This window comes from Acetomicrobium sp. S15 = DSM 107314, assembly GCF_016125955.1.
Classification (GTDB): Bacteria; Synergistota; Synergistia; order Synergistales; family Thermosynergistaceae; genus Thermosynergistes; species Thermosynergistes pyruvativorans.
On sequence record NZ_JADEVE010000415.1, the window covers coordinates 51,327 to 74,850 of the forward strand.

Sequence of the window (23,524 nt, forward strand, 5' to 3'; positions counted from 1 at the left end):
TGTGGCGCGCTTCGAGTTATTGTTACCCATGATCCTATATCTGGCGGTTGTCTATGGCCTTGCCGTTTATAGCAGTAGAGTGATGACCAAGTCGAAAGTTGGATTTGTAGAGGAGTATTTTTTGGGCAACAGGGCCATGGGGGGGTTTGTTTTGGCCATGACCTTGGTTGCCACTTACACCAGCGCCAGCAGTTTTGTTGGAGGTCCTGGGGTGGCGTATAACGTCGGCCTGGGATGGGTGCTTTTGGCCATGGTCCAAGTCCCTGTGGCTTATTTCACGCTGGGTGTGTTAGGGAAGAAGTTTGCCATAGTGGCTAGAAAGATAAAAGCCGTGACGGTGACCGATTTTCTCAGGGCCCGCTATGAAAGCCCGGCCGTTGTAATTATAGCTTCCGTGGGAGTGATCATTTTTCTCGTCGCTGCGATGGTGGCCCAGTTCATCGGTGGGGCCAGGGTTTTTGAGGCTGTTACGGGATTTCCCTATGAGATAGGTCTCATTGTCTTCGCTGTAACGGTGATCATATACACCACAGTGGGCGGATTTAGGGCCGTGGTCTTGACGGATGCCGTTCAAGGTGTTGTCATGACCTTAGGCACGGCTGCGATACTCTGGGGTATAATCCATTTTGGAGGAGGTATGTCTTCCATAGTGGAGCAAATCAAAGCTGTAGACCCGGCGCTCCTCACCCCTTTTGGGCCGAATAATGCCGTGGCCAAGCCTTTCGTCCTGTCATTTTGGATCCTCGTGGGCTTTGCGACGGTTGGCCTTCCCTATACAGCGGTGCGTTGTATGGGCTACAGGGATTCACGCTCCATGCATCAGGCTATAGTGATAGGCACATTTGTAGTAGGATTTCTGATGCTTGGCATGCATTTATCCGGGGCTCTCTCGAGGGCTATAGACCCCAACATAAAAGGAGCAGATATTGTCATTCCGACCATTACGATAAAGGTGCTACCTCCTTTTTTGGCCGGTATATTCTTGGCCGGTCCGTTGGCGGCGATCATGTCTACCATCGACTCGCAGTTAATATTGGCCTCGTCGGCCATAGTGAAGGATATTTACCTAAACTACGTCAACCCGGGGGCTATTGATAACCCAAAAAGGGAGAGAGGTCTAAAGCGCCTGAGCTTTCTCACGACAGCGATCATGGGGATCATCGTCTTTGCGATCTCCTTTAAGCCGCCCAGCATCATTGTATGGATAAACCTCTTCGCCTTAGGAGGGCTCGAATCGGTCTTTTTGTGGCCTATCATTCTCGGCCTTTATTGGAAGAGAGCGAACGCTCCTGGGGCCCTTGCTTCTATGGTCGTGGGGTTAGTCTCCTTTCTCCTTTTGAGCAATTATGTGGGGCGGCTGTGGGGGATGCACGTAATCGTCCCGTCTCTTCTCATCGCGCTTGTTGCCTTCGTCGTCGTGGCTAATTTGACGCCTCCTCCGCCTCAAGAAGCTATACGCAGAATCTGGGAGTGATGTGTGTGCGGGTAACAGTGCGCCTGAAAGGGCAACTGTGTTGGTACGATAAAGAGAGGCGCAAAGAGGTAACCTTAGAGGCTCCTTCTTTGACCGTGCGGACGATCTTACAAGAACTGGGCATACCCGAATCGGAGCTCTACATGGCGACTGTCGATGGAATAAAGGTAAGCCTCGATCAACCCCTGAAAGATGAGGCGACGGTGGAACTACTGCCGGCTATAGGTGGAGGTTAGCGCTTAGCGTGCGGTCAGTCGGCCTCTTGTTGCCTCATTGTGCGGCGCCCTCGGGGAAAGAGCGGAGGAAGAGTGCTTTCTGGGAAGTCGCCCAGCGCTTTGCCCGCCGCAGTGCGGAGGAAGTTGTCGACCCACCAGAATATGTCTTCCTGCGTTATGTTTCTCCGTAACAGCCTCATGCGCCTTCTCCTCTGAGAAAGGGGCATAGTGAGGGCGCGATATAGGGCGTCCGCTACGCCTTCGATGTCATAAGGGTTTACCAGCAGGGCGCCGCCTCCTAATTGTGAAGCGGCGCCTGCAAATTCGCTCAAGATCAATACCCCCGGATCTTCTACTTGACAAGCACAATATTCCTTACACACAAGGTTCATGCCGTCCTTCAGTGGGGTTACAAGCGCTACGTCGGCAGCTCTGTAGTGCGCCACCAGCTCATCCCTCGGTATGGATTGATAGCGGTAGACTATAGGTACCCATCCACCCTGGGTGAACTCTCCGTTTATCTGCCCCACGAGGGCGTCTATCTCCCCCTTGAGGGCACCGTAAGCGGGCACACGTTCGCGGCTGGGCACCACAATCTGTACCAACGTTATACTTCCTCGAAGTTCTGGGTATCGCCTTAAGGCGAGGCGGAAGGCGTTTAGCCTCTCCGGAATCCCCTTTGTGTAATCGAGCCTATCTACTCCGATTATCAAATGCTCGCAGTGATATATCTCTTTCAGCTGTTTTGCCTGTGCGGCTACATCCGATTGCTTGGCCTGCCTGGAGAAACCCTTGAAATCGATGGATATGGGTAGATGTGCCACGTTCGCCGTATACCCCATGGACGTGACTTTGATAGCAGGACCTCTGCCCGATACAGTCGTCCTGCGGTCCAAGGCTCTCAAAGATCCGAGGAAATTCCTGCGATCTCTCAACGTTTGGAAGGCTATGAGGTCATTTTGCAATAGCATCCGCAGTAACTGTTCGCGCCAGGGAAGTTTTAGGAAAAGGTCTGGGGGAGGAAATGGTATGTGGAGGAAAAAGGCGTACCGCCTCTTTACCCCTGTTTCCTTGAGAGCCGCAGAGAGCCCCATGAGGTGGTAGTCATGAATCCATACCAAATCATCCTCTTGTGTATGCCTTGCCACCACCCTGGCATACTTCGCATTCACCGCTACATAGCTTCTCCAATAAGCGGGGTCGAAACGGCACCTCGTTTGCAAGTCGTGGAAGAGAGGCCAGAGCACCTCGTTCGCAAAGCCGTAATAAAATTGGTCCGCTTCTTCGTCGGAAAGGAGTACAGGATACAGACGGAAACCCCACTCCTCGGAGGCTGGCCCCAGTATAGTGCGCAATTGACGTATGCTCAATGTCTCCGTGGTGCCAAGCCACCCTATCCAAATTCCGCCGCGATCCTTCAGTATTGGCGTTAAGGCTGTCACTAACCCCCCGGAACCGGGTTTAAGCCTCTGAGAGTTGTCGTCCTTTTCTAAGACTACAGGAAGCCTGTTTGAAACCACTACAAGGCGCGGTTCTTTTGCCATACGCATCAACTCGCTTTATGCACTATAGTTTATATAAACCTATATTAATTTTAAATAACAAAATTATGATCTATTCCTTGCTATTTAAATAATTAAGTTAGCATTATAATAGACCTCCATAATCTACTTCAATATCACCATCGATTTTTCTATAATAAATAATCTTGACGTCTATGTGTTCTGGCAAGGATGCTTTAGCGCTATAAGTATGTGGTTTTATAGATACAGGGATTTCTCCGATGTAGCCATCGATTCCTTTTGCTTCTTCATCAGCCTCGGATAGTCGATAGCTGGTTTTCTTTATCTCGGCACCTTTCTTTAGTATCGCTTCTTGAAATCGTAGGCCTACAAAAGTTTTCACAATCACTAAATCCTTTACCCATTGTTCAACCATCGTTTGGTCGATTTTATTCAAAGAATTTTTAAATTCTTCCAGTTTTTGCAGTATTTTTTCTGTTGCGTTTTTAATCGCTTCTGGTTTTTTCTTTAAATACCATTCTTCTCATTCAGACAACGTCTTTCCTTCAAATTCATTGATAAGTTCGCTCATTTGGCCAACTACCTTTGGGCGTGTTCCTTGCGCATATTTACTTCATGTTATCAAATCATAAACTAATCTTGCTTTGTAAGCAGCCAAATCAGAAGGTAGCGCATCTTTATCCGAAAGTTTTTTATAGCTTTTATTGTGAATCCTCTCTTGAAAAGCAAAAGCACTCAATGAACAATTCGCGATAATAAAACAAAGTGCCTCTTTGTGATCAAAGCCGTTTTTCAAAAGCAATCTGAAAACACTGTCAAAAGTATAAAGCTCATATACAATATATAATCCATTACGGTCTTTTGGAAATTTTTCCAGAAAGTCTAAACTGCTTTCTTCTCTCATTTAAATCATCTCTTCAAATTTGTAATGGTATCTGCAGTTGTTCCCTTCTTAAGTGTAAATATAACTCTAAGTAGCCTAAAACTCGGGAGCCTAAAGTTGTTAAGACCATTCTATCATACTTGGATTTAGAAAGCCTCATCCTTTCTACCAATTCAAGCTCCTCACACTGATTACAGGTAAATAAGAGAAGTTTTCTTATAGTAGTCCACCTGTAGCTCTTACCAAATAAAAAGTTAATAAATTTCAATTTCTCTTTATCCTCAGATATGCCAGAGTTGGGCAGCCAATCGCCATTTGTGAGATGCACGAATCTAAGAAAATAGTATATGTTTACTTTACTTTTTGTAAAAACCCCATTGGTTAAAACTTCTAACAAAATTCTTTTTTGCTCTGTGCTTAAATCTGGCATACTAGCTCTTGACTTAATTATTTCAGCATTATAATTATCTCTAAACCTCTTGCCATAATCTGTTAATCCTGCCATCCCATTTTGTTTTTCTTCTATTAATTCAAAATATTTTGTTAAAGATGTATATACTCCAAAACTTGTTCTGGATTTGAAAATATTTCTTACGTCAGTAATGGATAGCTCGTCAGCGTTTTTATCGTAGAAGGGTTTAATGACTTTATTGAGCCAGCGGAGATAGACGACATCCATAGCCACAGGTGGGCCGAGATGTATCCCCGTGCTTTTACTGAGTTCCTCTAAACATTTTTTGTATAGTTTCTGAATATCTAAAATAGAATAAGTCCTTAATACGATATCTAATTTCTCACAAAAATCATGCAATGGCTTTATAAACTTTGGAGAAGTATTTTCTTCATCAAATAAAATAATAAATTTTACAGGCTTTTGTGTGACAAAATCTATATCTTTGTATCTCGTTACTTGTTCGAGACAATACTCAAATTTTGCTTTATTATTTATTCCCGTCTCAAGTTCTACGACCAATATTTCACTTTTTGTTTCAAAAGCAAAATCTATTCTACCTTGTTCGGTGGTGTAATTCTCCCCAAGTTTTCTTTCCAGCTCAAAACCGAGTTTTTCCTGTAAGTATTCAGGTCTCCTTAGCAAAACCCATTGAACAAGGCTTTCATTCATACTGTCATGCCTTCTTCCGGGAACATGGCCAAATGTTTGTTTTGTTTTTCACCAGGGAAGTTCCAATGCTCGTAAAAATATTGATTCCATTCTTCTTGCGTCAACTTTGATTGCTCTTTAATGTCATTGTTGACCGTTGGAGCAGCTTCATATTTTTTGAAAATTAAAATAAACTCGTAATCCAGTTTAATGATTCCGTTTCTGGGGTAAGGAAACGACCCCATTACTGTCGCTCCTCCGGTTGTGTGACATGTGGTAACCTTTTGCCAAATAATGGCTCCCATATAGTCAAAACCGGCACTCTCACAAAATTTAATTATCTCTGTTCTTATAGGAATGACTTTGTATCTTCCATAGTAAACTGACCTGGCAAATTGATCGCCTATGTTGATACACAAGCGACAACCTTTATGTAGAACCCTGTGACATTCATTCCAGACCAAATTGAGATTGTTAATGTACTCCTCATAAGTATCATTGAAGCCAATCTGCTTCTCGTTTCCATAATCTTTTAATTGCCAATATGGCGGAGATGTAATGACAAGATGAACAGATTCGTCGGCTACTTCATCCATGCACCTTGAGTCGCCAATAATTATTTTATGCAACGTCTTCAGATTGTGATCACCTCAAATGCCTTATAATATTTTCCATGGCAACTGTGTAATTCCCAAAGGTAGCTATGCTCAATATTTTACCACCCTTCTTCGATTCGTTTCTATAGTTTATTCATGCTGTATGCTAAACATATCGAGAAAAATTCCCGGGGTTTTAACTGCGCGCATCGATCCAAGCAGTTCAAAAAGGAGAGGAACTCTTTGGGCGGGACGAGTCAGGTATCAGCCTTTGTAGGGTGCTATGCGCGCCGCACAGGTGCCGACAGCCCTTTTCAAACTTACCGAGTTATGAGCATTGGTAAATGAAGCATCGGTGACAGACCAAACCGCAAATGCATATCCCGTCAAGGCACGTCGGGCATCATGCGCGCAATCGATACAATGTTTATTGCCATGCAGAGCAGCAATCAGCGACCACGAAAGTTCAAAGCCCATGACAAACAATGTTGCTATGCGTTCCTGTATGTGCTATATAATATACCTTATTCGTAAGCAAACAAACGGGTTGCACCGAATTTTGCCCACATATGTTGACGTGTATGCAAATTGTTGGTGATTGAGCATGCAGATTGACTGCTAAGGGCTACATGTTGCCATTAGATAAGTCATAATTCACAAGCAGGAGGAGGTTTTGCGTATTATGGCAGATGTGCTCATTCGTAATGGCTTAGTGGTAGACGGCACAGGGGGGCAGGGATATAGAGCCGATGTGGTTGTGCAAGAGGATAAGATTGTCGAAATTGGAGCGAGGCTTAGCACACCTGCGAAAAGAACGATCGATGCCGATGGACTCGTAGTAGCGCCTGGTTTTATCGACATACACTCGCACAGCGATGGCAGTATTTTTGCCCATCCTTTATCCGAAAGCAAGATCCTTCAAGGAGTCACCAGCGAGGTGGTGGGAAACTGTGGGATAAGTGCGTTTCCGGTAGCGCCAGCCCATATAGAGGAACTTGTAGGTTACCTCAAGATGCACGAGTTTCTGTTTTCGTCAGAAAACATCACTTGGACAGATTTTAAAGATTATGCGCATATTTTAGAAAAGCGCGGGCTGGGGCTTAATTTTTTGCCTTTGGTTGGACACGGTGCTCTGCGCGGTGCAGTTATGGGGTTTGAGGACAGAGAGCCTACCGCTGATGAACTTGCAAGCATGGAAGGGCTGCTTGCTCAAATGCTGGATCAAGGCGCATGGGGGATGTCAACGGGGTTGATTTACCCGCCGGGCAGCTTTGCTAAAACCGATGAACTTGTCGCCCTTTCTCGCGTATTGGCCCATTATGACGCTTTATACTCAAGCCACATCCGCGGCGAAAGCTCCACGTTGCTTAAGGCTTTAGATGAAGCTATTTATATCGGGGCAAATAGCGGTGCCAAGGTTGAGGTTTCTCACCTTAAAGCTATGGGTAGGCCGCAATGGGGACAGGGGAAGGAGTGTTTGGCGCGCTTAGCCAAAGCGCGCGAACAAGGCGTCGATATCGGCGCCGATCAATATCCCTATGAGGCATCCAGCACTTCCCTGACGGCATTGATACCTCAATGGGCACATTCCGGTGGCGCAAGGGAACTATTAAAGCGTTTGAATGCACCAGAACTAAGAGAAAGACTAGAAGCAGAGATCCAGCGTGAAATGACGATGCGCGGAGGTCCCGAGCGAGTCCTCATCGCTGGTGTGGGTTCAGCGAAAAACGCAAACCTATCAGGACAAACCTTAGAACAGATTGCTAAACTCTGGGGTGTCAGTCCAGCAGTCGCAGTGATACAGCTTCTTGTAGAAGAGGAAGCAGCTGTGGGGGCTGTTTACTTTTCCATGGCTACAGAAGATGTAGAGGCTATCTTGGCCGATAGGCAAGTGGCAGTGGGTTCAGATGGTCGTGGCATGAATGTCGAAACAGATGCCGGTAAAGCTACTCATCCGCGTTCTTATGGGACCTTTGTTAGAGTTTTGGGCCGCTATGTTCGAGAGAAAAAACTCTTAACTCTGGAAACGGCGGTTAATAAAATGACTGGTTTACCAGCTCTCCGCCTTAACCTCAGTGATCGTGGCCATCTCAAGCCTGGATCGGCTGCAGACATAACCATATTTGACCCAGCCAAAGTCATCGATGTGGCAGATTTCGTCAACCCGCATCAGTATGCCAGAGGTGTTGAATATGTCTTCGTAAATGGCTCTCTGGCGGTTGTATCGGGCCGTCTGACAGGCGATATGGCAGGGCGAGTCTTGCGTAAACGATCATAGCAACAAGCTTATTTTTGGTAAGCGTGTCTTATTGAGCGGTTGTCAAGTCTTGTAATTGCCTTACGACATGAATCTTTAACTCCGTTATTCATGCTCGGTCAACTGTCTTTGGTCAGCCGAAGTATAAATTTAAAATGGGAGGTTATGAAGTTATGGCAGAAAACAGCTTTAATATTTGGCTTGGACTCTTAGGGCTTTTACCTCTTGCAGTCTATATAGTTCTTGTCTTTAGAGACTGGGAACCGCTCCCGGCCACATTGGTGTGTGTATTGATTGGTGCGGTAATAACACATCAGTCTTTAATATCTTTTGGAGATGTAATAGCAAAGTCTATGGGCTCGTTTTTGGCTTTGGTTGGCCTAATTATAATGTTAGGGCGCGGCCTCGGCGAAGTGCTCACGGAGACCAAAGTAGCTCACACACTGGTGCATGGAATCATTTACAGTGTAGGAGTTAACACCAAGAAGAAATTGATGTTGGGCATTATGATAGCTGATATGGTAGTAGTTGCGTTACTAGGGACTATGGCAGGCGGCGTTGCTATTATCGCGCCAATAGTGTTACCCATTGCGGCAGAGGTAGGACTTTCTAGCAGCACAGTAGCCATCCTTTTTCAAGCGGTAGCAGAAACGGCGCTTATACTTGGCCCCTTTACTCCACCCGTAGTGGCGCTCCTTGGCTTTACCAAGCTCTCTTATCTTGATATGCTTCTTAAAGTGGCTATCCCTATCTCTTTAATAACGTTAATCCCTACATGGTTTATGGTGCAGCGCATTCAGCGTGAGACCGAAGAGAAGGCCGCTTATCCGCGGCAGGAAGGCGTAACCAAATTCATCCCGACACCTACAAGTCGTCGAGCTACTTTGACTTTCGGCCTCCTTTTCTCTGTAGCTATAGTCTATGGCATAATGGTTAAAGCTTCTACATCTTATGTCATCGTAATAATGTTGGGATTAGCGTTAGCGACAGGCTTTGTTGGCGGATTAAACCTCGATCATATCTTAAAAGTTTTTGTAAGGGGCATGGCAGGCAATGTAGGCATGTTTTTCCTTTTTGTGTTGCTTGAACCCTTCATTAACTTTATCGTTCAGGCCGGCGGTTTTGCCGCACTAGCTCAGCTCTTTAGGCCACTTATCGAGATAGGTGGCAGATCCATTGTCGTTATTTTAGGCGGTATTACTGGTGCTTTTGGTATTTCTGGAGCGGTAGTAGGGGAGTTAAAGACTCTCCATGAGATGTTTCTTCCTTTACTCTCTGAATACAATGTCTCTATGACTGCTTGGGCAGTAGCACTGATAGTTGCTACCCGTGTGACCAACTTTATTTACCCGGGCGGCAACATGTTTAGTTGTCTAGGTTTTGCGGGCTCGCGCGATGTAAAGTCTGTCATCAAAAACGGTGTCGTAATTGCGATTTGCCAGACGGTTTTTCTTATTTTTTACGCCATTCTTTTTGCTTAAGCTGTCGGTATGCGGTAAGTGCGTAAGCCGTGATCCGGTAATTCAAGTAGGTAGTTACTTTGGGTGATTATCTGCACGTCGACACCCGTAGGGCGCTATGTGCGCCGCGCAGGTGTCGACAACCCTTTTCAAACTTCCAAGGCAGGAGCAGAGTGATAAGTGAAGCATTAAGACCAAACCGCAAATGTGTCCTGTCAAGACGTACCGGGTACTATGTGCATAATTGATAGATGTTTATTGCTTGCAGAGCGACAATCGGCGATAACAAAGGCTCAGTGTCCAGGATGCAACAGTGTTGCTATGCGTGGTTTTGAGTTACGGAATATTCAGCTTATCTTTGATGGTTCTCACATCGTCGTAAATTCTTCCAATTGCGTAAAGCACTATGCCATTTATGATGATGGCAATTCCTGATGGAATCGTTACCACCGGAAGCATTATTAATACCCCAATTATTATGCCTATGATCCCAAATATTCTTAGCATTTTCCCCACGAGAAACCCCCCTCAATTCAGATGTATAACTAAAAACATTAGAAAACCAGTACGTTTCAAGAAATAAGACAAACAAGAGCATTAATATCTGCATAAAAAAATGAATATACTGTGCTTTGAGTGTTAACCTATCCTGCATTATTTAGTTTCGAGTATTCTATAAAATGCAAACCAGTCAACTCAGATACCATAAATGTGAATATAACACCTGTGCCTGGCTCTTGAAGCTTGTCTTCCTCGACAATGGCGTCATAAATTGGTTTATATTCTCCTACGTCACTAAGTATGAGAATTATTTCTTTAGAAGCCTCGATGCGTAGATTGAGAAATTTTAATGCCTCTGCTTGCCCCGTGCCTCTTCCGTAAAGAATTGTGGCTCCTTTTGCGCCCGTTTTTTTGGCTCTTTCTACAATTTTATCAGCTTTACCTCTTTCAACAATAGCAACAATACATTTGGCTTCCATGATACTTTATCTCCTTAATCATTTATGTTATTCATATTTTTGTCAATATTCCTAAAGTTAATACCGATATTACAGCTCCAATTGAGGTGAGTCCCACTATACCAAACCCATATGCTAATGGATCTACGTTTTCGAGTACCTTTGCTAAGCCAATTGCTAAAGCCATATTTATAGGAATATTGACGGGACCAGTAGTAGCGCTAGCTGAATCCGTTGCTATTGATACAAATTCTTCTGGTGCAAAAAGGGTTAATATGAGGATTAATAAAAGTAAAAATGTGACAATTTTTATGTAAGATGTACTATTTAAGATTTTATATATGCCTATGCCCATTCCAGCGCCGAATCCGATAGCTACGGAGTGAATTAAAGTCATGTGCGGTATAGCTCCAATGGTTATCTCTTCTACTTCTAAAGCCAATGTCTTTAAGGCTGGTTCAACTAAAGTTCCAAAGTATCCTATGGCGAATGCTGCTGCTATTATCAACCATTTGTTATTTAAAATAATTATACTTCCACCTACAGAATCTCCAAGCGGGTGAAGGCTCATTAAGACACCTTTTAAGAAGAAATGTAGACCAAATATGCATAATAAAATTCCAAAAATGAATTCCTTAACATTTTTGATTGGTTTTTTCAGTATAACCACCTGAAAAAAGACAAGTATTATAGCCAATGGAAGCACGCTTCTTGTGGTTTCCCATAAATCTTTTAAATTCATCAAAACTCTCATATAATATGATAACCTCCTGTTGCTTGTGCGGTTGATATACTATACGATCAACCCATATTGCTTACGCGGCACAGACCAGAAGACGGAGGCAAGAAGCCGTTATCTGGATGCCGCAATCCATCGGTCTAAGAAAGAAAGCAGCTCCTCTGGGGGGATTATCCACACGTCGGCAATTGTGGGGCGCCATTCTCCTCGCACGAGGGCCGATAATCCCTTCCCCTTTATGGCGGAGAAAGCGTCCTCATCGGTGAGGTCGTCGCCGAGATAAGCCATGGCAGCATCTCCTTCTTCTGCAATTATGGTCTCTATGGCCATCGCTTTGGTGCAGGAAAGAATTCTCAATTCAAGCCCGCCGTCGAAGGGCATGAGCCCGAGCCCGCAATCACACAGAGTATCGAGCAATTCTTTAAGCTGATAGCCTATATCATAGCTGAGGCCGCGCAGATGAAATGCCACAGAGAGCGGTTTTTTCTCCACGCGCCTTTCCGGAAGGAGGGCGAGTGCAATCTCACTCGCCCTCTCCAACGCTGCCCTCTGCGCAGATGTTAAAGGAAGGGTGTGGAGTTCACCCGAAGGCAGGAACCTCTCTCCGCCGTGGCATCCCCAGACCTCGAGCGGCGGATCTGTCGGCAAAAATCGCAGGATCTCCCTTGCGCTTCTGCCCGTAACGATGACGACGCGCGTATCGCTCTGTCTTATTGCGCTCAGGCGCTCTATTACGCCGGGATATGGGAAAGCCTCGTCGCGGTCCTCGACAAAGGGAGCGAGCGTTCCGTCGTAATCGGAGAGCAGCGCACGCCTTTTGGCCTCAGAGAGCTTCTTCCAAAAATCCTCCATCGGTTTCAGCTAAACCACCACCTCAAGCCTGGAAACCTCCCCTTCTTTAAGGCTCATCATGAGCGCTAGGTAGTTCCGCACCTGTTGTGTGATCAAGAAATTGTCCTTCACAAAATTGTGGGCATTTTGCCCCATGCGCCTGGCTTTTTCATGGTGGTGGAGGAGATAGCGTATTCGCAGCGCGGCGCCCTCAGGCGTGCGCACGCGGAAGCCGTTGAAGCGGTCTATCACCTGGAGGCGTATCCCGCCTATGTCTCCTCCGACGACCGGTTTGTATTTCCACAGGGCCTCGGTCACCGTTAGACCAAACCCCTCGCGCAGTGACTTTTGAAGCACGACCTCTGCCGCTCGCTGGAGGGCGTTTATCGTGCGGTTGGCAGTGGGGGGCAGTTCCAGTATGTGTATGTCAGGGTCATCCTTGGCTGCCTCGAGCACTTCGCCCAAGACTACCCCTCCCTCAGGGTCATCGGAGGCGCCGCCGCCCGCCAATACCAACTGCACGCTCTCCTGAAAACTTTTTACGATTTTATAGGCCTCTATTACGCCCAAGGGGTCTTTGAAGCGATCGAAGCGCGAGACCTGCAAAATGAGTGGTTTTTTGCGATCTAAATTGAAACGATCAAAAACGGCCTCAATCTCTTCTTTAGGGAGATCTATATTTTTTTCGCTCAGAGGATCGATACTGGGTGTGATTAAGTACTGCGGGTGGGGTAACGCTTGGGCGAACTGAGCCAACGAAAAGATGCTGGCATCATATCTTGAGACAGTCCTCTCAAGGCGCCGCCATACCGACGGTTGGGGGATGCTTACGTCTATATGGCAACGCCAGATCCACTTTGCGCTCCTCTGTGGAAAGTGGTTTATGAGTGCCGCCGGCTGAGGGTCATGGATGAATACAAAGTCGGCATCCTTGAGTTTATTTTCCAGCATTTCGGCATTGGCGCGATTCGTCTCTTCATAGACTTTCCACATAGGCTCCGAAAGGGTAACGGGTGCGCCCTGAAGGGCGTTATGGATATTTTTGGTAGTTACGAAGAAATCGGATTTTCCTTCTATTATTTCCCATTCCACATCGAGCCCCAATTCCCTCTGTAACGGCACGATGCGATTGAGCAGCTCAGCTACGCCTCCTCCGCTTCTGGTGGAATTGACGTGCACGACACGCGCCCCGTGCAACCCCTTGGCCAGCGCCCGCATGTGTCTTATCTCTTGCTCTCCAACGACCCCGGCGTATTGCGAAAGTAGATCGCTCAAAATGCGCTCCCTCCTTGTGTCATGCTTTCGTTCAAGGCCTTTACGATCAAGTCGCGCAATTCGGATAGTGAAAACAAGTAGGGATCTATCATGGAGATCTTCTTGCGCGCCTCGGCCGTTTCGTCGCCAAATTGCTCAAGCCAGTAGCTGAAGTCGTCGCAGCAGATCGGACTTCTTCTCTGTGCGTCAATGAAATGATAGAATATGCTGCCGGTGGGTGCTTGAGCGACGGCAGGCGCGAGGTCTTTGGGCTGCATAATGCGAATCCCTGAGTTAAATATGATCATCTGTGCCTTCAAAAATACGAATTCCGTCTCCCCCTTGGCCCAGGTGAGGAAGTCTCCCTGGACCAGGCGCTCGTCTAAGATGTCCAGGAGCCTGTTTTTTAGCGCATTCAGGTCTTCGTAATGGGATGGGTTTATTACGCTAAGCCGTTCGGCCAATGCTTGGTCACGCAAGCTCCTGTCCACCCATGTGGCGAAGTCGTTGTCGTACTCGGATTCGCTCAAGTAAGGGCGCAGCATCCATCCCCAAAAATGATACAAAAGGCTTCCGTCGGGCGCCTCTTTGAGAGCGTCTCTGAGCTCCCTCATAGTCTGCGCCCTCAAACCCGTGCTTACCATTACTATCTCGCAGTCCTTAAGTTCAAAAGGCTCTATAGAAGAAATCATTTGAAAGTTGCCCCTGCCTTTCGGCTGAGGCTGCCCCCTTTCTGTTTTATGCTGAGTTGCGTTATTTCCCCACACAAAAGCGGGAGAATATAGCCTCAAGTAGCGCGTCGTCGTAAGATTTGCCCAAAAGCCGCTGGAGGCAAGCTCCAGCGGCGGCCAGCGCGCTCGCTGCGAGGTCTTGACCTAAACCGGCCTTGATCGCTTCTTGCGCTTCGACAATAGCCCGCGCAGCGCATTGTAACTCAAAGAGTTCCCTCGCACTTGCGTTGAGCCCGGCTTCGAAGGAGTTATCTTTGAATGCTATGTTAAATATCGCGTCTTTGAGCCCGTCTATCCCCAAGCCCAGCAGGGCGGAGGTGCGACATATAGGGCTATTTTGAAAGAGGGCGCACACGTCGCTCTCGGCAACGGCCAGGGGCAGATCCACCTTGTTGAGGGCTATTATGCGAGGCGCATTTTCTGTGTTAGCTGCGATCTCTCTATCATCGTCTGCGAGGGGTGCGCTTGCGTCTAAGACGACAACCAATATGTCAGCTCTATCTATGGTCGCTTTGGCCCTATCTACGCCAATGGCCTCGAGTTCGTCCTGGGGTTTTCGCAGGCCGGCCATGTCTGCCAGACGAATGGGAAGTCCTTTGTGCACGATCACTTCCTCTATGATGTCGCGCGTGGTGCCCGGTATAGGGGTGACGATTGCCCGCTCTTGCGAGGATAGCGCGTTTAACAGCGACGATTTGCCCACGTTCGGGCGCCCCGCGATTGCCACCCTTACGCCCTCGCGCAGCGCAAAACCGACCCGGCATCGTGATATCAAGCCTTCGAGCTTTGAAGCTATTGAAGCGATATCTTGCAGTATTTCAAGGTCAGTCTTCGGCGGGACGTCTTCCTCCGGAAAATCGAGCGCCACCTCGACTTCGGCTGAAAGGGCGATGAGTGCGTCGTAGACGCTTTCTGCATTTCTGGAAATCTCTCCCGACAGCGACCTCGCTGCGGCACGAAGAGCCTCATCGCTTTTGGCCTTGATTATTCCTAACACCGCCTCAGCTTGCGATAAATCTATTCGGCCGCTCAAGAATGCCCGCTTCGTGAACTCTCCCGGCTCGGCCAAGCGTGCTCCCCTGTCGAACAGGAGTTCTAAACACTTCTTGGCCGCGAGGCTTCCGCCGTGGCATTGTATCTCAGCTGCTTCCTCTCCGGTGTAGCTGTAAGGAGGGCAAAACCACACGGCCAATACCTCGTCAAGTCTCTCTTCGCTTTCGTCCACAATATAGCCGTGCTTCATGACTCTCGGAGGGCTTTCTGCCAGTTGGGCTTTTCCTTGAAAGATCGAGTCTGCGAGTTCTCTGGCGCGCGGGCCAGAGAGGCGAACGATGGCTATCCCCGATTCTCCCCAGGCCGTAGATATGGCTGCTATCGTGTCCAGGCCTACATCAGCTCCCTTATAGCCTCCCCAAGGCGCTTTATGCCCTCGTCTGTGTCCTCGGACGTAGCAAAGGTGAAGCACATGCGGAAGGCGCGCTCTCCGCCTTTACCGCTGGCGTAAAAAGGCTCTCCCGGCACGAAGGCTACCTTCTTTTCTATGGCTTTGTCGAAGAGGTCTTTTGTGAGGACGTTTTTCATCTCTATCCAATAGAAAAACCCGCCCTGCGGCTTCACCCAAGAGACTTCCCCAAGAGGAAGATGACGCTTCAGAGCCTCTTCCATATCGTCGCGCTTCTTTCTGTAGTGGTTTACGATTTTCGGCAAGAATGAGTCGAGGTGCCCCCGGCGGCAATATTCGTATACGAGCCCTTGGGCCACTACGCTGGTGCACAGATCGGTGCCCTGTTTGAAGACGGCCATCTTGCGGATGATGTCTGCGTCTCCCACGCACCAAGCGACGCGCGTCCCAGGCGCCAAAATCTTTGAGAATGTTCCCGAGTGGATGACGTTCGTCCCGCCGTCGAGCGAAAATATGGAAGCTACGTCTTTTCCTTCGAACCTCAGATATCCGTAAGGGTCATCTTCGAGGATCGGTACACCGAGGGAGTGCGAAATTTCGACGAGCTTCTTCCTTCTATCGAGGGATAACGTGCACCCTAAGGGGTTGTGAAAGTTCGGTATCGTGTAGATGAAGGCTACCTTCTTCCTTTCTTTCTTGGCTTTTTCTATCAATCCCGGCAAAAGGTCTACTTTCATGCCCTCGCTGTCGCAGGGGACCGTCAGAAACTGCGCCCCGTGGTTATACATGGGTATCGTAAAGCCGAAGAAGGTGGGTTCCTCGACGATAATGTAGTCTCCGGGGTCTACGAGTGCCCAAGATATGAGATCGGCCACCTGTGTAGAGCCGGATACGATAAGGATTTCCTTGGTGGGATCCGCTTTTCTGCCGAGTCTCGGAGCAAGCCACTCCGATAGGAATTCTTTCAGCGGCTGATATCCCTCAGTGGTGCCGTACTGTAGAATATCTTTTCCCTCTCTCTTTAAAATCTCCGCGCAGTCGCAAAATAGATCTACGGGAAAGATCTGGGGATCCGGCATGCCTCCGGCGAACGATATCATACCGGGCCTGCGGATCACGTGCATCAACTCTCTCGTCGGCGAAGGTTTAAGCCCCCGCGCCGCCTTACTGTAAAGCCCTTCCCACGCACTCATGCTGTCCCCCCCTTTAGGAAATGTATCTCATTTATGGCGTAATCTACCTTCAAATAATAACATAACTATTGCCCGTCGTTGTTCAGACTGGGGCAGATTCTGCATCTTGCCCCCTTTACAGGATGTGCTACTATTAGTCCACTAAACGGTCAAACATTAATGAACACGTGTGAAGTGTCGCTAACACTCGTTTGGGCTAAGATGTAAATTAGCTTAAAAGTGAGCAAATGGATAAGGGGGTGGGGGTCTTAGGGAAACCAACGCCAAGAGCATCGAAGACAGTAAAATGTAGTAGGTTATTGATCTTTGGAGGAGAATGGGGATTTAGATAGCTTAATAAGTTCAAAGCTTAGATATATTTTGTCGATTGTTGCGCAAGAACACATATGGTTACTTGCAAAAAGATCCTTGAAAATCATTGTCTTTTAAATCTTTTTTGAGAGAGCGGTGAAGGCAATGTTGTGGAAGGCAAGCAAGTTATCGGCGCTATTGGTTTTTAGTCTGTTTTGTGCAGCGTTCACGGGATATAGTCCGGCTGGGGCAGAGGTGGACACCGCTGCCATTTCGAAAGCGATGCAATCCGTTGCCGTTTTGACCGTAGAAACGGAAGGAGGCCAAAAGCTACAGGGCCTAGCGTTTATTGCGTTAGGCGAAAATAGGGCTGTTACAGCGGCTCGCCTTATCAGAAACGCTAATAAAGTCACCCTAAGGTTCCAGGACGGCGTTGAGGTTGATGCGCTTGGCCTGGTAGCCGTCGACGAAAAGAGGGGAGTAGCACTCATCGATATTCCCTCCTCCGGAAGGGGAGTGCTTAACCTCACCCAGGCAAGCATTACTCCTGGAATGGTCATTAACAGTGGAGCTGTGAAAGACAACACCTACGGTTTCGTCCAGTTGGCCGTTGCGGAGGTACACCAGGGAGCTAGCGGTATAGAAAGATGCATGCTCTCCGGAGAGGCCCCGAGCGGCAACAGCGGAGCACCGGCCCTGGACTCTAAGGGCAACGTGGTCGGAATAGTTATAGAAGCTCAAGACGGACGGGTGTTTGTGCCGTCAGCATTCATCGCAGCCCTTAACGCGTCGCTTCCTACCAGGTCTTGGGGGGCGCAGAAACAGACGGTGGAAGCGACTGGAGGTGTTGGAACTGTTGTTCAAACCACAGGCTCTAGCCCCATGGATGACATAGATCTTATGTTGTTGAGCTTTTTTACTACATTTTACGACCATTATGCAGTCTACGTGTGGATTATCAATATTATAGACTACTACTCGCATTTTGAGAGTAAAGAAGTGCCTCAGCTCGTATATGACTATCAGGCGAAACTCGAGCGTGAGCTTAAGAGAATAGCTGGCATAAGGACCGACGACTCGTTGAGGAAAGAAATCCTACAAACTGCCTTGGAAGCCGGGGCTAACCAATTTAATGCGGTAAATTATTTGATGCAGGCTATGGTCATTGCACAGCAAACCAAAGCATGGGGAGCTCAATCTGATGACCTAAGGAAGCGCGCCATAGCTTCCTTTAAGATGGCCTGGGAGGTTCTTACCCCAAAAACATCGGCTTTAATGCAACTTTATAAAGAATCTATGATTTTTAGGAAAAACGCTCCTCGAGATCTTGTGTATATGATGGGGTTAGAGAAGCGGCCGTCTGTCTTCAAAATCGGAGCTACGACCATGGTTACAGATCCCTTCTATTTGCTTGTCCTTAATAATAAGAGCATGGGAGAAGCTCTTGGCCTTAGAGCGGGAGACAGAATTATTTCGACTGCGGGTCAGAAATTCGACAAAAATAGTTCCATCGAGGATTTTAAGGTGATAATACAAAATAACCTCGGGAAAACGATTAAGGTTGTAGTGCAAAGATATGGCGAAGAGACAACTCTTGAAATGGAGATTCCAAAGGAGATACCCAAAGAGTATCTTTACGAAAAATAATGCAAATAAGCATAGGTTGACAGGCGATGAAAGATGTGATAAAAGCAGACAAACGTCTGATATGGTGCAAATAGCGATGGCGAAATGGTCAGCTTTAACTTTTACGGGGTGCGGTAGCTGCTCATCAGACTCCTCTTCGTCTTGGAGAGGGGAAAGGAATCTTGTGCGCTTCCGCACCGTTTGTGTATAGACTTTATAGTAAGCAGATTTAGACGCACAAAAGGGCCGGAGGCAAGCTCCTCCGGCCCTTTAAATTTCAGTGGAGGTGGTAAAGATGAAGCACCTGTTCACGCCTGGCCCGGTGCCGCTGCCACACGAGGTGGCAAGCTCTGGCGCCCGCCCCATGATCGGCCACAGGAGCGAGGAGTTTTCTGCCCTCCTGCTGCGCCTCCAGAATCGCCTTAGGGATTTGTTAAAAAGCAGCGGACCCGTGGTGTTGCTCCCATCTTCCGGTACAGGGGCGCTCGAGTCTATGGTGGAAAACCTATTGAGGCCGGACGATGTTGTAATCTCGGTATCTTGCGGTCAGTTCGGTCTCCGTTTCAGGGAGATGGCGAGCAGGATGGACTGTCAAATTGTCTCGGTAGATGTGCCGTGGGGGGAGGCGGTTGCCCCCGAAGCTATAGCGGAGGCGGTTAGGGTTCATCCCGAGGCGAGGGCGATCCTTTTAACGCACAATGAAACTTCAACCGGCGTCATAAACCCGATTCACTCCATAGCGTCTGTCCTTCCCAAGGAGAGGCCGCTACTTTTGGTGGATGTCGTGAGCTCTCTCGGCGTTACGCCTTGTCTGCCTGAGGTCTGGGGGGTGGATGCGCTTGCCGGCGCTTCTCAAAAGGGGTTGCTTTGTCCTCCCGGCGTTGGGGTAGTTTGGCTTTCGCCCCGCGCTTGGGAAGCCTTGGAGAGTCTCGGGCACCCTAAGAGCTTCTACTTCGATCTGTTGGGATACAGGGATTCCATGGAACACCTTCAGAGCCCTTACACACCTCCTATTTCTCTGTTTTATTCGTTAGATGCCGCGCTAGCCCTGCTGGCTGAGCATGGATATGCCAAATGGTGGAAGGAGCGCCGCCGCTTCGCTGCTGCCTTTGCGGCAGGAGCCGAGGCTATGGGGCTCGATTTACTCGTCCGCCAAAAGCGCCATCGCTCGCCAGGGGTGACGGCCATAAAGACGCCCGAGGCTAAAAGGCTCAAAGACGCCCTTTACGGAATGGGCGTCGAAGTAGCCGGAGGCTTGGGAGCGCTCAAGGGACAGATCGTGCGCGTGGCTCATTACACAGACATGGGTTGGCCTGAAATGTGCCTGATCTTAGGAAGCATCTATGGAGCTGCCAAGAGCGCGGGCCTTTCCGTGAACGCCGGCTTCTTGGATGTCGCGCAGCGGGTATGGGAGGAGGACGCCCCATGTGGAAAGTGTTAGTCACGGAGGAAATACACGAGGACGGCCTAAGGGTCTTGCAGGAGGCAGAGGATGTAGAGCTGATAAATCGCCCTGGCATAGCCGGGGAGGAGCTCCTAAAAGCTGTATCCGATGCAGATGCGCTTCTTACGAGGAGCGGAACCGCTGTAGGAGAGGAGCTGCTCGAACGTGCGCCCGAGTTGAAGGCCGTGGCGCGGGCTGGCGTTGGGGTTGACAACATCGACCTCGTCGCGGCGAGTAAGAGAGGGGTCGTGGTCATAAATGCCCCCACCGGCAACACCCTTTCTGCGGCCGAGCACACGATGGCGATGATGCTTTCTCTCGTGCGCAAGGTGCCTCAGGCATATTATTCCGTTTCTTGCGGCCGGTGGGAGAGGAAGCGCTTTATGGGGTGCCAGCTTCACGGGAAAAAGCTGCTCATAATCGGACTCGGTAGGATCGGTTCTCAGGTTGCGTCTCGAGCGAGATCTTTCGGCATGGATGTTTTTTCTTACGATCCTTACGTTCAGGCGAGCAAAGCCGAAAGGCTTGGGGTTACGTTGGTGCCTGATTTGAACATCGCTCTCGCCGAGGCCGATATCGTAACACTTCATCTGCCTTTGACTGCGGAGACCAGAGGCATGATAGGCGAGGAGCTTTTGGGTCGTTTTAAGCGTGGCTCCTATCTCGTAAATTGCGCAAGAGGCGGACTCGTCGACGAGAAGGCGGTCGCCGAGGCTCTAAAGAAGGGGCACCTCGCCGGCGCAGCCTTCGATGTTTTCTCCAAAGAACCCCCTTCTTTAGATCATCCGCTCCTTTCGCCTGACCTCGCAGATAGAGTTGTGCTTTCGCCCCACATCGGCGCCAACACCTACGAAGCCCAATCCGCGGTGTCCGTCATCGCCGCTAAAAACCTCTTAGCATCGCTCAGAGGAGAACCGTGCGAACACGCCGTAAACCTCCCCTTCGCCGAACAATTAATGGACGTCTCTAAGCGCAAATATTTAACCCTTGCGAGGAAGGTGGGACAACTCGCTGCGAGCCTTTTCGGCGTTCCTCAAAAGTTCCGCTTTGCCATGCTCGGCTCCCTTTTCAGCGAGGAATCGTACGGGGCCTTCGAGTTGCCATACCGATATGCCCCTTATACGGTAGCGGCCCTTAAGGGCTTTCTGGAGGTGCGCCACGGTAGCGGCGTGAGTTACATGTATGCCCCGCTTTTGGCCTCCGATGTCGGGCTGTCCGTGGAAGAGGTCAAAGGGGAAGCCTTTACGTACAAAAACCTCATAGGGCTCACGCTCGAGGAGAAAAACGAGAGATTGGAAGTCTTGGCTACTGTCACCGAGGAAGGAAGGCAGCGGGTGGTCTGCATCGATGGTTTCTGGATAGACTTCGTGCCGGAGGGGCGGGTTTTGCTCTTTTCAAACTATGACCGACCTGGCGTTATAGGCAAAGTCGGGACGCTCTTGGGGAAGAACGGCATAAACATCGCAAATTTCGCCCTCGGCAGAAAGAACGGGAGCGGTCAGGCCGTAGGCGCTCTCCAGGTTGACAACGCTGTACCTCAGGGGCTCGTCCAGAAGCTAGCTCAGGATGCCGACCTGCTTTGGGCGAAGGTCGTCGATTTTGAGGAGGACTTGCAATGAAGGCGCGATTCTACCTCGTGCGTCATGGAGAGACGGCCTGGAACTGCGAAGGGCGCTTTCAGGGGCAACGGGATGTCCCGCTGAACGAAAGAGGCATAGAGCAGGCCGAGGCCCTGGCACGGGCTCTCAAGGGTTGCGACGCTAAATTCATCTGGAGCAGCCCGCTTTCGAGGGCAAAAATGACGGCGGATAAGATAGGCCAGGCCATAAGGCTTCCCGTCTACGTCGATGACGATTTGAAGGAGATAAATCACGGTCTCTGGGAAGGGCACACGATGGAAGAGGTTAAAAAGACGTGGCCCGCGTTGTTGGAGGCGTGGCACTCGCAGCCTCATATGGTTAAGATGCCGGATGGCGAGGATCTCGCACGCCTCCAGGCGAGGGCCTTTGCGGCCTATTGCCGCATCAGCGAGCACGGTGAAGGACCGCACATTGTCGTGACGCACGACGCCGTGATGAAGGCGATGCTGTGTCTTTTTTTGGAGATGCCGCTTTCCGGGTTTTGGCGTTTTCAGTTGGGAAACGCCAGCGTCTCCATCGTGGAGAGGACGGAGAGGGGGATGCGGGCGACGCTCTTAGGGGATACGTGTCATTTGGGAGATCCCTACTTCCGCGCGGAGCAAAAAGGGTTATGATGAACCTGAGCGTACAATTTATCCTTGGAGGTGATCGCCGTGTCCGGTCGGATGGAGTTGATCAGTGGATTGACCGTAGAGGGAAAGGGCAAGATGCTCCTTTTGGTCTTGGATGGCTTGGGTGGGCTCCCAGGGGGGAGCGGAGGTACAGAGCTTGAGTCAGCGCACAAGCCGAACCTCGACGCTTTGGCCGCTAAAGGGGAGCTCGGAATGCTTGAGATCGTCGATGTCGGCGTCACGCCGGGAAGTGGTCCTGGACATCTCTCCCTCTTCGGTTACGACCCGCTCGAGTTTGAAATAGGGAGGGGAATATTGGAGGCGCTGGGCCTCGGGATCGACGTTGGGCCCGGGGATGTCTGCGCCAGAGGGAATTTCGCTACTTGGGGAGAAGGCGATGTCGTAGTCGACAGGAGAGCAGGCAGGATACCGACGGAGAAAAACCGCTCCCTCATAGAGAAGCTGAGGCAAGAGATAAGCGAAGTGGAAGGTGCACGAGTGTGCCTTTATCCCGGAGAGGAACACCGCTTCGTCGTGGTATTTTCCGGTGAAGGCTTGAAGGATGCGGTTTACGATGCTGACCCGCAGGTTGCAGGCCCGATGAAATGGGCCACCCCAACAGATCCTGCCGGCGAGAGGATGGCGCATGTGGCAAATGCCTTTATCCGTAAGGTTAGGGAAGTCTTGAGGGATGAAAGACCTGCCAACGGTTGTCTGCTCCGGGGGTTTTCTTCCGCGCCTCACATCCCATCGTTGAGGGAGCTTTACAAGATAAGGCCGGCCGCAGCAGCGACATATCCCATGTATAAAGGGCTTGCGAGGCTGGTGGGGATGGAGATCCTGGAGACCGGCAAGGAACTTGAGGGTGTATTCGACGCCGTCGTGAACAATTGGAACGACTTCGATTATTTTTACGTCCACGTGAAATACACCGACAGCCGCGGCGAAGACGGGGACTTCGACGCGAAAAGGCGCGTAGTCGAAGAGGTGGATTCGCTCCTTCCGCGTTTGACCAACCTTCGCCCCGACGTGATCGTCATTACGGGTGACCATAGCACCCCTGCAAGGTTGAAAGCTCACTCGTGGCACCCGGTCCCGTTCATGCTCGTAAGCCCCTATGTGCGCCCATGCGGTGCAAAATCTTTCGGTGAACGAGAGTGCGCCAGGGGGTCGTTTGGGATCATGCCGGCCCATAAGCTAATGGGGTTGATGCTGGCGCACGCTCTGCGCCTGGTCAAGTTTGGCGCTTGAGCTCGCTTCCCGACCCGCGGTATAATTGTCTATTACGAAAAG

Annotated in this window: 21 protein-coding genes and 1 pseudogene; 9 read left to right on the top strand and 13 right to left on the bottom strand. The window is 49.4% G+C overall.

All coding sequences use genetic code 11. The features are described from left to right. Position 1 precedes the first annotated feature (1 nt). Positions 2 to 1,474: a sodium/pantothenate symporter gene (gene panF / locus EZM41_RS12275; RefSeq protein ID WP_198471407.1), complete on the top strand. Its 1,473-nt coding sequence runs from the start codon at positions 2 to 4 to the stop codon at positions 1,472 to 1,474. A gap of 5 nt (positions 1,475 to 1,479) precedes the next feature. Then, positions 1,480 to 1,710 (top strand): MoaD/ThiS family protein, encoded by a 231-nt coding sequence (locus tag EZM41_RS12280; RefSeq protein WP_198471409.1) that lies wholly within the window; start codon positions 1,480 to 1,482, stop codon positions 1,708 to 1,710. Between the two features lie 14 nt (positions 1,711 to 1,724). Here EZM41_RS12280 and EZM41_RS12285 read toward each other — a convergent pair whose 3' ends face one another. The 5 genes and pseudogenes from EZM41_RS12285 to EZM41_RS12310 form a co-directional block, all read right to left on the bottom strand. Further along, on the bottom strand, positions 1,725 to 3,233 hold the full coding sequence (locus EZM41_RS12285) for an alpha,alpha-trehalose-phosphate synthase (UDP-forming) (protein ID WP_198471411.1): 1,509 nt from the start codon (positions 3,231 to 3,233) through the stop codon (positions 1,725 to 1,727). Between the two features lie 103 nt (positions 3,234 to 3,336). Continuing rightward, positions 3,337 to 3,810: pseudogene (locus tag EZM41_RS12290) on the bottom strand (MjaI family restriction endonuclease); the annotation flags it as partial. A 15-nt stretch (positions 3,811 to 3,825) separates the two neighbouring features. Further along, the gene (locus tag EZM41_RS12300) at positions 3,826 to 4,116 is read right to left on the bottom strand and encodes a hypothetical protein (protein ID WP_198471412.1); all 291 of its coding nucleotides are present in this window, start codon (positions 4,114 to 4,116) and stop codon (positions 3,826 to 3,828) included. Positions 4,117 to 4,129: 13 nt separating this feature from the next. Next, positions 4,130 to 5,218 carry a hypothetical protein gene (locus tag EZM41_RS12305; RefSeq protein WP_198471414.1) on the bottom strand — a complete coding sequence of 363 codons (1,089 nt, stop codon included), beginning with the start codon at positions 5,216 to 5,218 and terminating at the stop codon, positions 4,130 to 4,132. After that, complete coding sequence (locus tag EZM41_RS12310) at positions 5,215 to 5,793, bottom strand: DNA-methyltransferase (RefSeq protein WP_198471415.1); 579 nt, start codon at positions 5,791 to 5,793, stop codon at positions 5,215 to 5,217. The genes EZM41_RS12305 and EZM41_RS12310 overlap by 4 nt, the downstream gene beginning before the upstream one ends. 682 nt (positions 5,794 to 6,475) lie before the next feature. On the opposite strand from EZM41_RS12310, the gene EZM41_RS12315 reads away from it, so the two are divergent. After that, positions 6,476 to 8,071 (top strand): N-acyl-D-amino-acid deacylase family protein, encoded by a 1,596-nt coding sequence (locus EZM41_RS12315; RefSeq protein ID WP_198471416.1) that lies wholly within the window; start codon positions 6,476 to 6,478, stop codon positions 8,069 to 8,071. Between the two features lie 152 nt (positions 8,072 to 8,223). Continuing rightward, the gene (locus tag EZM41_RS12320; RefSeq protein WP_198471417.1) at positions 8,224 to 9,531 is read left to right on the top strand and encodes a hypothetical protein; all 1,308 of its coding nucleotides are present in this window, start codon (positions 8,224 to 8,226) and stop codon (positions 9,529 to 9,531) included. A gap of 315 nt (positions 9,532 to 9,846) precedes the next feature. On the opposite strand, the gene EZM41_RS12325 is transcribed toward EZM41_RS12320, so the two are convergent. From EZM41_RS12325 to EZM41_RS12360, 8 genes are all read right to left on the bottom strand, one after another. Further along, a complete protein-coding gene (locus tag EZM41_RS12325) occupies positions 9,847 to 10,017 on the bottom strand; it encodes a DUF5362 family protein (RefSeq protein ID WP_232619390.1) in 171 nt (56 codons plus the stop codon). 137 nt (positions 10,018 to 10,154) lie between these two features. Next, complete coding sequence (locus EZM41_RS12330; protein ID WP_198471419.1) at positions 10,155 to 10,490, bottom strand: P-II family nitrogen regulator; 336 nt, start codon at positions 10,488 to 10,490, stop codon at positions 10,155 to 10,157. A 31-nt stretch (positions 10,491 to 10,521) separates the two neighbouring features. Further along, the gene (locus tag EZM41_RS12335) at positions 10,522 to 11,223 is read right to left on the bottom strand and encodes a DUF1538 domain-containing protein (protein ID WP_198471420.1); all 702 of its coding nucleotides are present in this window, start codon (positions 11,221 to 11,223) and stop codon (positions 10,522 to 10,524) included. A 99-nt stretch (positions 11,224 to 11,322) separates the two neighbouring features. Further along, complete coding sequence (gene otsB / locus EZM41_RS12340) at positions 11,323 to 12,060, bottom strand: trehalose-phosphatase (protein WP_198471426.1); 738 nt, start codon at positions 12,058 to 12,060, stop codon at positions 11,323 to 11,325. Positions 12,061 to 12,069: 9 nt separating this feature from the next. After that, positions 12,070 to 13,314: a glycosyltransferase gene (locus EZM41_RS12345; RefSeq protein ID WP_232619372.1), complete on the bottom strand. Its 1,245-nt coding sequence runs from the start codon at positions 13,312 to 13,314 to the stop codon at positions 12,070 to 12,072. Further along, the gene (locus tag EZM41_RS12350; protein ID WP_198471428.1) at positions 13,311 to 13,985 is read right to left on the bottom strand and encodes a DUF5752 family protein; all 675 of its coding nucleotides are present in this window, start codon (positions 13,983 to 13,985) and stop codon (positions 13,311 to 13,313) included. Before EZM41_RS12350 ends, EZM41_RS12345 begins: the two co-directional genes overlap by 4 nt. 61 nt (positions 13,986 to 14,046) lie before the next feature. Continuing rightward, the gene (mnmE, locus tag EZM41_RS12355) at positions 14,047 to 15,489 is read right to left on the bottom strand and encodes a tRNA uridine-5-carboxymethylaminomethyl(34) synthesis GTPase MnmE (RefSeq protein WP_342449325.1); all 1,443 of its coding nucleotides are present in this window, start codon (positions 15,487 to 15,489) and stop codon (positions 14,047 to 14,049) included. Then, a complete protein-coding gene (locus EZM41_RS12360) occupies positions 15,411 to 16,619 on the bottom strand; it encodes an aminotransferase-like domain-containing protein (RefSeq protein WP_198471430.1) in 1,209 nt (402 codons plus the stop codon). Before EZM41_RS12360 ends, mnmE begins: the two co-directional genes overlap by 79 nt. Before the next feature lie 546 nt (positions 16,620 to 17,165). Here EZM41_RS12360 and EZM41_RS12365 point away from each other — a divergent pair. From EZM41_RS12365 to EZM41_RS12385, 5 genes are all read left to right on the top strand, one after another. Then, positions 17,166 to 18,557: a trypsin-like peptidase domain-containing protein gene (locus EZM41_RS12365; protein WP_198471432.1), complete on the top strand. Its 1,392-nt coding sequence runs from the start codon at positions 17,166 to 17,168 to the stop codon at positions 18,555 to 18,557. A gap of 274 nt (positions 18,558 to 18,831) precedes the next feature. Further along, positions 18,832 to 19,977, top strand: coding sequence for a pyridoxal-phosphate-dependent aminotransferase family protein (locus EZM41_RS12370; protein WP_198471434.1), 1,146 nt, complete (start codon positions 18,832 to 18,834; stop codon positions 19,975 to 19,977). Continuing rightward, positions 19,962 to 21,599, top strand: a complete 1,638-nt coding sequence (gene serA, locus EZM41_RS12375; protein WP_198471436.1) for a phosphoglycerate dehydrogenase — start codon at positions 19,962 to 19,964, stop codon at positions 21,597 to 21,599. Before EZM41_RS12370 ends, serA begins: the two co-directional genes overlap by 16 nt. After that, positions 21,596 to 22,234, top strand: a complete 639-nt coding sequence (locus EZM41_RS12380) for a histidine phosphatase family protein (protein WP_198471437.1) — start codon at positions 21,596 to 21,598, stop codon at positions 22,232 to 22,234. The genes serA and EZM41_RS12380 overlap by 4 nt, the downstream gene beginning before the upstream one ends. Positions 22,235 to 22,273: 39 nt before the next feature. Next, positions 22,274 to 23,482: a 2,3-bisphosphoglycerate-independent phosphoglycerate mutase gene (locus tag EZM41_RS12385; protein WP_342449326.1), complete on the top strand. Its 1,209-nt coding sequence runs from the start codon at positions 22,274 to 22,276 to the stop codon at positions 23,480 to 23,482. Positions 23,483 to 23,524: the final 42 nt, after the last annotated feature.

Coding starts and splice junctions, on each gene's coding strand:
- EZM41_RS12285 (WP_198471411.1), bottom strand. CDS start 3,233: ATGGCAAAAGAACCGCGCCTTGTAGTGGTTTCAAACAGGCTTCCTGTA.
- EZM41_RS12300 (WP_198471412.1), bottom strand. CDS start 4,116: ATGAGAGAAGAAAGCAGTTTAGACTTTCTGGAAAAATTTCCAAAAGAC.
- EZM41_RS12305 (WP_198471414.1), bottom strand. CDS start 5,218: ATGAATGAAAGCCTTGTTCAATGGGTTTTGCTAAGGAGACCTGAATAC.
- EZM41_RS12310 (WP_198471415.1), bottom strand. CDS start 5,793: ATGGATGAAGTAGCCGACGAATCTGTTCATCTTGTCATTACATCTCCG.
- EZM41_RS12315 (WP_198471416.1), top strand. CDS start 6,476: ATGGCAGATGTGCTCATTCGTAATGGCTTAGTGGTAGACGGCACAGGG.
- EZM41_RS12320 (WP_198471417.1), top strand. CDS start 8,224: ATGGCAGAAAACAGCTTTAATATTTGGCTTGGACTCTTAGGGCTTTTA.
- EZM41_RS12325 (WP_232619390.1), bottom strand. CDS start 10,017: ATGCTAAGAATATTTGGGATCATAGGCATAATAATTGGGGTATTAATA.
- EZM41_RS12330 (WP_198471419.1), bottom strand. CDS start 10,490: ATGGAAGCCAAATGTATTGTTGCTATTGTTGAAAGAGGTAAAGCTGAT.
- EZM41_RS12335 (WP_198471420.1), bottom strand. CDS start 11,223: ATGAGAGTTTTGATGAATTTAAAAGATTTATGGGAAACCACAAGAAGC.
- otsB (WP_198471426.1), bottom strand. CDS start 12,060: ATGGAGGATTTTTGGAAGAAGCTCTCTGAGGCCAAAAGGCGTGCGCTG.
- EZM41_RS12350 (WP_198471428.1), bottom strand. CDS start 13,985: ATGATTTCTTCTATAGAGCCTTTTGAACTTAAGGACTGCGAGATAGTA.
- EZM41_RS12360 (WP_198471430.1), bottom strand. CDS start 16,619: ATGAGTGCGTGGGAAGGGCTTTACAGTAAGGCGGCGCGGGGGCTTAAA.
- EZM41_RS12370 (WP_198471434.1), top strand. CDS start 18,832: ATGAAGCACCTGTTCACGCCTGGCCCGGTGCCGCTGCCACACGAGGTG.
- serA (WP_198471436.1), top strand. CDS start 19,962: ATGTGGAAAGTGTTAGTCACGGAGGAAATACACGAGGACGGCCTAAGG.
- EZM41_RS12380 (WP_198471437.1), top strand. CDS start 21,596: ATGAAGGCGCGATTCTACCTCGTGCGTCATGGAGAGACGGCCTGGAAC.